Consider the following 9755-nt stretch of genomic DNA (forward strand, 5'->3'; position numbering starts at 1 on the left):
CGCCGCGCCCACCGCCCCGGCCCGGCCCGCGGTCTCCCCCGGGCGGCGGCGGTTCCTCCAGGGCGCCTGGGCGGTCAGCCTGGCGGCCGCGCTGGTGCTCGGCTTCGTCGGGTACCTGTTCACGCTCTCGCACGTCCAGCAGAAGCACTACCAGTCCACCGCGTACAAGACCTTCCGCGACCAGCTGGCCCGGGCGGTCGCCCCGACCGGCGCGGCCGCCGACGGCGACCCGGTGGCGCTGCTGGACATCCCGGCGATCGGCCTGCACCAGGCCGTGGTGGTCGAGGGCACCACCGGCCGGGACCTGATGCGCGGCCCCGGCCACCGCCGGGACACCGCGCTGCCCGGCCAGCGCGGGGTCGCCGTGGTCTTCGGCCGCGGCGCCACCTTCGGCGCGCCGTTCGCCGAGCTGTCCAAGCTGCGGGTCGGCGACAAGATCGAAGCCACCACCGGCCAGGGCAGGTTCACCTACACCGTCAACGTGTACGGAGACGGCGACCACCCGATCGCCGACCCGGCCCGCAACCGGCTGGTGCTGGTCACCGGCGACTCCGACTGGATCCCCGGCTCCACCGTGCTGATCGGCGCCCGGCTGGAGGGCGACCCGGAGCAGAACCCCGGCGGCCGGCCCGCGACCGTCCGGTACGACAAGGCGCTGGCCGCGGACAAGGGCGCGCTGGCCACGCTCCAGCTGTGGTCGCTCGGCCTGCTCGGGGCGGTGGCCGGCGCCCTGGTGCTGGCCCGGTACTGGCGGCGCTCGGCCGCGTACCTGAGCCTCGCGCCGGTCGTCGGCGCGCTGCTCTGGGCGGTCTACGAGAATGCCGCCGCCCTGCTGCCCAACCTCTACTGACGCGCGCCCGGAGGACCGTTCCGATGACCGACGCACCACTGACCGACACCCCACTGGTCGACCCCTCGCCGGCCGACCCGGTCGCCGACACCATCACCCTGCCCCCGGTCGCCCCCGCCCCGTACACCGACCAGCAGTACCCGGAGGGCCGGCCCGGCGGCGAGCCGCTCGCCGGGCTGGAGACCCGGGAGGTCTCCGCCTGGTTCGGCAGCCGCAAGGTGCTGGAACGGGTCTCGCTGGCGATGCCGGCCGGCGAGGTCACCGCGCTGATCGGCCCGTCCGGCTGCGGCAAGTCCACCTACCTGCGCATCCTCAACCGGATGCACGAGATGGTGCGCGGCGCCGCCCTCTCCGGCGAGGTGCTGCTGGAGGGGGACGACGTCTACCGGCCCGGCCGCCGGCCCGCCGAGGTGCGGCGCCGGATCGGCATGGTGTTCCAGCGGCCCAACCCGTTCCCGGCGATGTCCATCCAGGACAACGTCTCCAGCGGGCTCAAGCTGGCCGGGATCAAGGCGTCCAAGGAGGAGCGCCGGCACCTGGTGGAGACCAGCCTGCGCCGGGCCGGGCTCTGGGACGAGGTGTCCACCCGGCTGCACACCCCGGGCGGGGCGCTCTCCGGCGGACAGCAGCAACGCCTGTGCATCGCACGGTCGTTGGCCGTCTCGCCGGACATCCTGCTGATGGACGAGCCGTGTTCCGCGCTCGACCCGACCTCCACCCGGCGGGTCGAGGAGACCATCGCCGAGCTGCGCGGGCGGCTCACCATCGTGATCGTCACCCACAACATGCAGCAGGCCCAACGCGTCTCGCAGACCTGCGCGTTCTTCCTGGCCACCCACGACACCCCGGGGCGGATCGTCGAGGCCGGGCCGACCGAGCAGGTCTTCGGCAGCCCGCGCGACCAGCGGACCTCGGACTACGTCAACGGCCGCTTCGGCTAGGCCGGTCCGGCGGGCCGGCCCGCTACAGGCCGAGGAGCCGCTCCAGCACCGCCGCGACGCCGTCCTGCTCGTTGCTCACGGTGTGCAGCGGCACCGCCGCCAGCACCTGCGGGTGCGCGTTGGCGACGGCGTACGCGGTGCCGGCCCAGGCCAGCATCTCCAGGTCGTTCGGCATGTCGCCGAAGGCCACCACCTCGCTCCGGTCGATCCCGCGCCCGGCGCACCAGCGGGCCAGCGTGCTGGCCTTGGTGACGCCGGGCGCGCTGATCTCCAGCAGCGGGATCGACGCGGAGCGGGTGATCTCGGCCAGGTGCCCGGCCGCCTCCCGGGCCTCGGCGAGGAACTTGTCCGGGTCGAGGTCCGGGTGCTTGGCCAGCAGCTTGAACAGGCCCCGGACCGGCCCGCCGGCCCCCAGCAGCTCCTCCGCCGGGCCGACCTCGTGCTCGATCTCGTCGCCCCACATCGGCACCGCGTACCCGGCCTCGCGGGCCCAGCCGCCCGGGTGCTCGAAGGCGAACGCGGTGCCGGGCAGCTTGGCCCGCAGCGCGTCCACCACCGCCAGGGTGGTCTCCACCGGCAGCGGGAAGGTCTCCAGCAGCTCGCCGCGCCGCACGTCCACCACCGCGCCGCCGTTGGAACAGATCGCCACCCCGTGACCGCCGATGTGCGGGCTCACCTGCTGCATCCAGCGCGGCGGGCGCCCGGTCACGAACACCACCTGCACCCCGGCCGCCTCGGCCGCCGCCAGGGCCGCGGCGGTGCGGTCGGTGACGGTGCCGCCTGAGCAGAGCAGGGTGCCGTCCAGGTCGGTGGCGATGAGGCGGGGCGCGGTACGGGGTTCGGTCACCGGACCATCTTCGCCCATCGGCGCGGCCGGGGCACCGCCGCGGGGACGCGGCCACGGGCCGTCCGTGCCGTGATCAAGCCCTTCATGCGCCGTTTCCGGCCGATCCCCCCGCACCCGGGGTGTCCGGTCGGCTACGGCGGGCATGACTGCCCACGGCAACCCCGTCGGCAGGAAGAGCCATGCCCACACGCCAGCTCCGCGACCAGCCGCCCCCGACCGCCCGCCCCGACACCCGTGACCCGCAGGCGCCCGACGCCTCGCGCGACCCGGTCCTGCTCGGCGACGTCCTCTTCCACACCCTCGCCGAGCTCGCCCGCCGCACCTCCGCCCCGTCCCTCCCCGCCCAACGCACCCGCCCGCACCCCTAGCCCCGCCTGCACCGCGGCCGGGCCGGCTCGCTCCGGTTCCTTGCGCGCCGGCTACGGGTGACCGGGCCTGCGAGGCACGCGCCGCGCCCTGGTGAACTTCTGCCGTCGGCCGCCGGCGGCGACGAGTTCGCTGAGGCGCTCGCCGATCACGGAGAAGCCGGGGCGGGGCTCGTTCTCGTAGTACCAGGGCTTGCGTCGGCGCAGCAGGGCATCTCCGTGCTCGCTCCAGGTGAAGTCGGGCTTGCGCAGCAGCTTCCGGAACACCGCGTCGACCGTCTCCGGGTGGGCGGCGGCCAGGCGGCGGATCGGCAGCGGCGCGATCGACTCCTCGCGCAGGTACACGCGCAGCAGGTCCTGGTGCCGCCTGCGGCCCGCGAGGGCCGGGTCGGTGAAGAGGTCCCGCAGCATCCCGTAGTCCGCGTAGAAGTTGAGCCCGTCGACTTCGTCGTAGATGACGCCGATGGTGTCCGAGTCCGCGAGGGCTTGCGGCAGTTCGAAGGCCGGCAGATCGATTCCCGGCAGCCGCCCGCCCCGGGCCCGGTCGGGCCGCTCGGCGACTGCGGCCTCCTGCCGGTGCCGGTAGTAGGAGTTGAGCCTCTCCTCGACCTCGGCAGGGGGAAGGACCAGTTCGTCGCTGCCGCAGAACCGGATGAACGCGGCCCGGTCCGCCCGCATCGACTCCCATCCCTGCTCGATCTTCTCCGGGTTGCGGAAGACCAGTTCGGGGTGATTGGTGGCCAGGTGGAGCGCGGCCCGGGCGATCTCGGTGGCGTTGGACTTCGGGTAGTGCGACATCATTCCGGAGATCAGCCACGCCCCGTCGGCCGAGTGGACGGGCACCAGGCAGGTGTGCAGGAATCCCCCCTTGGACACTCCGCGGAAGGCCGCCCGCCCGACGTTCGAGTACGTGCGGTACTCCAGGTCGTCGATCAGGTTCAGCAGGACGACGGCGTCCCCGTCCTTGCGCCGGACCTCGAAGATGCCCTCGACCGGGTCACGCCAGCCGAGCAGCATCGCCCGGTCGGCCTCGGTCAGGTCCCGCCGCCCTGCGACGAACCGGTCCACCACGGTCGAACCGTCCGGCAGAGGGAACCGCAGGATGAAGTGATCGATGATCCGGATCGCCTCATCCTCATCCAGCCGTCGCTCGGGGCCGGCTGCCTCCAGCAGGAGTGGGGTCAGCCACCGGTCGAAGCGCGCGCTCTGGGCGAACTCGACCAGTTCGCCTTTCAGTTCGGCGCAGCGCTCGATCAGGCCTCGCAATGACGCCTCCTCCTCGCTCGGCACCACGACAGTCATGCGAGCCCTCCCGTTCTCGAAGGTTCCGACGCTCACTGCGCCCAGTAGTGGCGATATGCCTCGACCCACTGCGCTCCGTCCGGAGCCGGTTCCGGCAGGGGAAGGTCCAGCAGCCCGATCTTCTGTCGGAACTTGCCGCGGGTGCACAGGGCGACGATCCTTCCGTCCCGTGAGAGGTCGACGCCGCGCACGGTCACCTCGACGCCCAGCACCGAGGTGCTGAACGGCACCGCCAGGTTCTCCTCGACGGCGGTGAACAGAGCCGACACCTCCTCGTGCTCGTCGTAGGTGTCGACCGTCGCCTCCTCGACCAGCGCGGTCAGTTCTCGCCTGCTCAGTGTGCCCATGGCGCCACGCTAGCCGACCTCCCCTTCACCGTTGCGCGAGCGGTCCGAAGGTGCGCCGAGATGCGCGCGTATCGTCGTTGCACGCGCTTGAGTGCCGTTATCCTCCCCATCCACCGGTGGAGCGGGGGACAGAAGATCCGGCGGCGGGCCGAGGAGCTCGGGTTCCACGCCGCGTACACCTATGACCACCTGAGCCGGCGGTCGTTCCAGGACGAGCCGTGGTTCGGCTCGCTTCCGACGCTGACGGCCGCCGCCACCGCCACCGAGCGGCTGCGGCTGGGCACGCTGGTGTCCTCGGTCAAGCCTCGTTCACCCGTCACGGTCTGACCTGCGAGAACACACTGCGGACGGTCCCTGGCGGCCCACTCGGGAAGAGCCCCCGGCAGGCTGGCGGCGTCGCGTCCGCGCTCCGCGCAGGCGGCGGCCGGCTTCTCCAGCTGCCCCGCGACCACGGCCGGGGCCTGCTCGACCGGCACGTCCGCCGGGCCGCGCGGGTCGCCGTAGGTGACCCAGCCCTGCCCGTACCCGGCCGCCGGCTTCAGCCCGTGCGGGCCGGTGGCGGCGACGTAGGAGGAGACCCGCGGGGCCTGCACGCAGCCGGGGATGTTCCTGGCCTCGACCGCGCCGTCGTACGTGCCGTGCCGGGTGGTTCGGGGCCGGCTGCGCCCGGCGGCGCGGGCGGAGCGGGGCCGCCGTTCAGGAGGAGAGGCGCTTCAGTGCTGCGGTGGCGATGCCTTCGACGTAGGTCGGGGCGTCGGTGGGCCGGCCGGTGAGCTCGACGATGGCGACCCTGGTGCCGCTGCGCAGGACCGCGACCCCGCCGCTGACGGTGCCGTCGCCGTTGTACGCCGGGTACCAGTGGGCGGTGCCGCTGGTGACGTTCAGGGTGTGGGCCGCGCCGTAGTACCAGTGTCCGGCGGGCTCGTCCTGGCAGTCCTGAACGAGCGCGACGAGCTGCTGCTCCCAGGCGGCGGCCTCGGTCCCGGTGGGGGCGCTCGCGGCCGACTCGATCAGCAGGCCGTCGGTGTCGAAGGTCCAGGTCACGGACGCGTACGCGGTGGCCTTGTCCTTGGTCAGGTCGCGCATCGTCTCCTCGCCGGAGCACGCGGACAGCCCCTGGCGTCCGGTCAGCGCAACGGTCGCGCCGACCGGGTTCAGGCCCTGCTGGAAGTCCTCGCTCTGGACGAGCTTGGCGGAGCCGAGTCCGGGCGCGGCGGCCGCGACCGCAGCCGGGCGGGCAGCGTTCTGCGCGGCCCCTTCGGCGGTGGCCGACTGGGTGCCGACGACGCTGGCCGTGATCAGTGCGGCGGCGAAGCAGGCCGCGGCGGCGATCCGGTTGCGGCGAACGGACTTCTGCTGGACGGTCTGGTTCTCGGTCATCTGGTCCCCATGCTGGTCGGGACGCCTGCTGCGTCCTCGTACAACCGGGGAGATGCCGCCGGGGGAGGGAAAGTCGGAGCCCTGACCGGCTGTTTCACAGCTGTGACAGAGCGGTCCTGACGACGCGGTCCATCGCGGCCGTGCCCAGGCAGGCGTGGACCTCCAGCACTCCGTAGTGGTTGCCGCTGCGCAGCACGGCGATGCCGCCGCAGGGCTCCTTGCCCTCGGGCGCACTGCCGGTGGTGTTGAGCGATCCCTGGTAGGTGCCCATCCAGCGCGCGGTGACGTCCGGGGCGAGCTGCAGCGTCGTGGTCCTTCCGTAGACCCAGTGCCCTGGCGCTTGCTCCTGGCAGGGCACCTCCTCCAGCAGCAGGCGTTCGCTGTAGTTCTCCGCCAGGGAAGGGCTCCGGGCGTCGGCGGCGACCTCGCGGGCGACCTGGCCGCCGCTGTCGCCGGCCACTGTGGGGTCGTCCGGGCTGGTGCGGGGGCTGGTCATCAGCCCGCGGAAGTGGGCACCGCGCCCGCCCAGGGTCTGGGTGAGGGTCTTCTCGCCGGTGCAGGCCGCGTTGGCGTAAGCCCCGTCGCCGTACCGGTCGGTGACGTGGATCTGCCCGATGCCGAACTCCGGGCTGAACGCCGCGGGTTCCAGGAGGTTCGCGGTCGTCACCGGTCCGGTCGCACCGGTCGGCGCGCCGGAGCCGGAGGGCGCGGGCGTCAGGACGGACCCGCTGGGCGTCGCGGGAGCGGACGCGCCCGGGGACGCCCCGCCGACCGCGGCACCCGACCCCGCTGCCGCGTGCGCGGTGGTGCCGGGGGGCGGTGGCAGGACGAACCGGCCGGTCGCCAGCCCGAGCGCGGCGGCGGCCACCAGGGCGGCGACGGCGGACCGGCGCCGGACGACGGCGTGGCCGCCTTTCACAGACCGGTGACCAGACGCTCGCGCATGAAGCGACGGGCCCGGTCGATACGGTCCTTGACCGTGCTCAACGGGGCGTCCAGCTCCTCGGCCACCTGGACGTAGGTCAGGTCGCCCAGGTCGCGCAGCACGAAGGCCTCCACCAGGGTGGGGTGCTGCTGCTCCAGCGCGGCCAGCGCCTCCATCACGTCGAGCCGGGTCCCGGCGATGACGCTGGTGGTGCGCGGGTCGACGGGCTCGGGGAGGTCGGCGTGGCTGTCCTCGGCGCGCCGGCGCATCGAGCGGTAGGTGGAGCGGGCGGCGTTCGAGGCGATCACCGTCACCCAGCCCTGGAAGGAGCCGTGGCCGCCGTACGTGCCCAGGTGCGTGCTGATGGACAGGAGCGCGTCCTGCGCTGCCTCCTCCGCGTCGGCGTGGTGGGGCAGGAAGCGCGAGCAGCGGCGCAGCACCACCGGCCGCAGCTTGGCCAGCAGGTACTCCATCGACCCCGGGTCCCCTGCCTGAGCAGCCGTCACGAGCCGTTCCAGCTCGCCGTCCTCGAACACCCGGATCCCCCCGTTTCGTCCCGCCTGGCCTGCCACCCGTCGAACGGGAGTTCCGCACTCCCCACGACTCCGGCAGAATGCTGCCACATGCGCAAGCTCGGCCGTTATCTCCTCACGGAGCGGCTCGGCGCCGGCTCCTTCGCGACGGTCTGGAAGGCCTACGATCCGGAGCTCGACACCGAGGTCGCGGTGAAGGTGCTGGCCGAGAACTGGGCCGCCAACGCCGATGTGCGCGAGCGGTTCCTGGCGGAGGCGAGGCTGCTGCGCCGGATCGCCAGCCCGCGGGTGGTCCGGGTGCACGACGTCGGGGTGCAGGAGGACCGGCCCTACTTCGTCATGGACTACGTACGCGGCGGCACCCTGGCGGACCGGGTCGGGCAGTGCGACCCGCAGGAGGCACTGCGGCTGGCCGCGGAGGCGGGCTACGCGGTCCAGGTCCTGCACGAGGAGGGCGTGGTGCACCGCGACGTCAAGCCGTCCAACCTGCTGCTCGCCACCGGCCCTGAGCCCGCCGCGGTGCTGGTGGCGGATCTGGGCAGCGCGAAGCAACTGGCCGACGCATCCGGGCTGACGGTGACCACGGGCACGCCCGCGTACATGGCACCGGAACAGGCCTTCCAGACCGGCGGGTTCGACGGGAGGGCCGACGTGTACGCGCTGGCCGTCGTGGCCTACGAGCTGCTGACCGGGCAGAAGCCGTTCGGCCCGGGCGGACGCGCCACAGCCCTGATGACCGACCAGCCGGCCGCCTCGACGCTGCCGGCGCTCCCAGCCGGAACGGAACTCCCACCGAACGTCGTCCTGCTGCTACGGGCCGCGATGTCCGTCGAGCCGGCGGACCGACCGCCGACCGCCCAGGCCTTCGCGGACGCGCTGCTGGCTCCGGTCCCGCAGTCCCAGCCCCCGGAAGGCCCGGGGTGGCTGACAACGCGCGCGGTCTGTCTGGCGTCGGGCACGGTGTTCACGGCGACGACCCTGCTGAGCTGGCTGCAGCGTTGAATCCGACAGGGGGCCGGTCCGCACCGGCGGTCGTGTCCTGGAGAGGAATCCGGCCGCGAACGCGTGAAGGAGCCGGTCGTTAAGTCAGAGGGCGCCTGGCCGCTGACGGCTCCCGTAGGGTCGGGGGCATGCGTCTGAGCACCGTGATCCTCCCCATCCACCGGTGGAGCGAGGGACAGAAGATCTGGCGGCGGGCCGAGGAGCTCGGGTTCCACGCCGCGTACACCTATGACCACCTGAGCTGGCGGTCGTTCCAGGACGAGCCGTGGTTCGGCTCGCTTCCGACGCTGACGGCCGCCGCCACCGCCACCGAGCGGCTGCGGCTGGGCACGCTGGTGTCCTCGCCGAACTTCCGGCACCCGGTGACGCTGGCGAAGGAGCTGATCACGCTGGACGACGTGTCCGGCGGGCGGTTCACGCTGGGGATCGGGGCCGGTGGGACGGGGTTCGACGCGACGGCGCTGGGGCAGGAGGCGTGGTCGCCGAGGGCGCGGGCGGACCGGTTCGGGGAGTTCGTGCCGCTGCTGGACGAGCTGCTGCGCAACGACGCCACGACCCGCGAGGGAACGTACTACTCGGCGGTCCAGGCGCGGAACATCCCCGGCTGCGTGCAGAACCCGCGGGTGCCGTTCTACGTGGCGGCGGCCGGCCCGCGCGGGCTGAAGCTGGCCGCCGAGTACGGACAGGGCTGGGTGACGTACGGCGACCCGAAGGGCCCGGCGGACGTGCCGCCGGCGGAGGCGCCCGGCGTGATCGCACGGCAGATCGAGAAGCTGACGGCGGCCTGCGAGGCCGTCGGGCGGGACGTCGCGACGCTGGAGAAGGTGCTGCTCCAGGGCTCGACCGCGGAGAAGCCGCTGCAGTCGGTGGACGCCTTCGTCGACTGGGCGGGCACCTACCGGGAGCTGGGCGTCACCGAGCTGGTGATCCACTGGCCCGTCCCGGACTCGGTCTTCGAGAACGACCTCGCGGTCTTCGAGAGGATCGCCACCGAGGGCCTCGCCCAGCTGGGCTGAGCCCCGCCGTCGGCGAGGGTGTCGGGCCGGGGCGCTAGTCTGTCCGCCGCACCACGAAACTGATCATGCGTCACCACGGGGGTTCCTTCGTCATGCCTTCTTCCAGTTCCAGGAGACTGCTCGCCACCGCCCTGGTCGCCGCCGCGGCGTTCGGCCTGGCCGCCTGCGGCCCGGACAACTCCTCGGACCAGGGCGCGGGAAACGCGCCGACCGGCGCGGCCTCCGCCGCGCCCACCGGCGCCCCGGC

The 9755-nt window shown here is 73.3% G+C and carries 11 protein-coding genes and 1 pseudogene; 6 read left to right on the forward strand and 6 right to left on the reverse strand.

Annotated elements, in window-relative coordinates; translation table 11 throughout:
- The coding region (locus tag KS423_RS28535; protein WP_224282652.1) for a class E sortase at positions 1-850 on the forward strand (850 nt) is incomplete at its 5' end.
- A gap of 23 nt (positions 851-873) precedes the next feature.
- The gene (locus KS423_RS28540) at positions 874-1791 is read left to right on the forward strand and encodes a phosphate ABC transporter ATP-binding protein (RefSeq protein ID WP_224282653.1); all 918 of its coding nucleotides are present in this window, start codon (positions 874-876) and stop codon (positions 1789-1791) included.
- Between the two features lie 22 nt (positions 1792-1813).
- Here the strand turns inward: KS423_RS28540 and KS423_RS28545 are convergent, their stop codons facing one another.
- Positions 1814-2656 (reverse strand): HAD family hydrolase, encoded by an 843-nt coding sequence (locus tag KS423_RS28545; protein WP_224282654.1) that lies wholly within the window; start codon positions 2654-2656, stop codon positions 1814-1816.
- Positions 2657-2817: 161 nt separating this feature from the next.
- On the opposite strand from KS423_RS28545, the gene KS423_RS28550 reads away from it, so the two are divergent.
- Positions 2818-3006, forward strand: a complete 189-nt coding sequence (locus KS423_RS28550; protein ID WP_224282655.1) for a hypothetical protein — start codon at positions 2818-2820, stop codon at positions 3004-3006.
- A gap of 51 nt (positions 3007-3057) precedes the next feature.
- Here the strand turns inward: KS423_RS28550 and KS423_RS28555 are convergent, their stop codons facing one another.
- Both KS423_RS28555 and KS423_RS28560 read right to left on the reverse strand, forming a co-directional pair.
- A complete protein-coding gene (locus KS423_RS28555; protein WP_224282656.1) occupies positions 3058-4305 on the reverse strand; it encodes a hypothetical protein in 1248 nt (415 codons plus the stop codon).
- 32 nt (positions 4306-4337) lie between these two features.
- Positions 4338-4652, reverse strand: coding sequence for a hypothetical protein (locus KS423_RS28560; protein WP_224282657.1), 315 nt, complete (start codon positions 4650-4652; stop codon positions 4338-4340).
- A gap of 60 nt (positions 4653-4712) precedes the next feature.
- Between KS423_RS28560 and KS423_RS28565 the strand changes: the two are divergent.
- A pseudogene (locus KS423_RS28565) lies at positions 4713-4976 on the forward strand (LLM class flavin-dependent oxidoreductase); the annotation flags it as partial.
- Between the two features lie 372 nt (positions 4977-5348).
- Here the strand turns inward: KS423_RS28565 and KS423_RS28575 are convergent.
- The 3 genes from KS423_RS28575 to KS423_RS28585 form a co-directional block, all read right to left on the reverse strand.
- The gene (locus KS423_RS28575; RefSeq protein WP_224282658.1) at positions 5349-6032 is read right to left on the reverse strand and encodes a hypothetical protein; all 684 of its coding nucleotides are present in this window, start codon (positions 6030-6032) and stop codon (positions 5349-5351) included.
- A 94-nt stretch (positions 6033-6126) separates the two neighbouring features.
- Positions 6127-6951, reverse strand: a complete 825-nt coding sequence (locus KS423_RS28580; protein WP_224282659.1) for a hypothetical protein — start codon at positions 6949-6951, stop codon at positions 6127-6129.
- The gene (locus tag KS423_RS28585) at positions 6948-7493 is read right to left on the reverse strand and encodes an RNA polymerase sigma factor (protein ID WP_224282660.1); all 546 of its coding nucleotides are present in this window, start codon (positions 7491-7493) and stop codon (positions 6948-6950) included. The genes KS423_RS28580 and KS423_RS28585 overlap by 4 nt, the downstream gene beginning before the upstream one ends.
- Positions 7494-7580: 87 nt before the next feature.
- Here KS423_RS28585 and KS423_RS28590 point away from each other — a divergent pair, with 87 nt between their 5' ends.
- Both KS423_RS28590 and KS423_RS28595 read left to right on the forward strand, forming a co-directional pair.
- A complete protein-coding gene (locus KS423_RS28590) occupies positions 7581-8492 on the forward strand; it encodes a serine/threonine-protein kinase (protein WP_224282661.1) in 912 nt (303 codons plus the stop codon).
- Positions 8493-8620: 128 nt separating this feature from the next.
- Positions 8621-9508, forward strand: coding sequence for an LLM class flavin-dependent oxidoreductase (locus KS423_RS28595; protein WP_224282662.1), 888 nt, complete (start codon positions 8621-8623; stop codon positions 9506-9508).
- The last annotated feature ends 247 nt before the right edge of the window (positions 9509-9755 follow it).

The organism is Streptomyces sp. LS1784 (assembly GCF_020103755.1).
Classification (GTDB): domain Bacteria; phylum Actinomycetota; class Actinomycetes; order Streptomycetales; family Streptomycetaceae; genus Kitasatospora.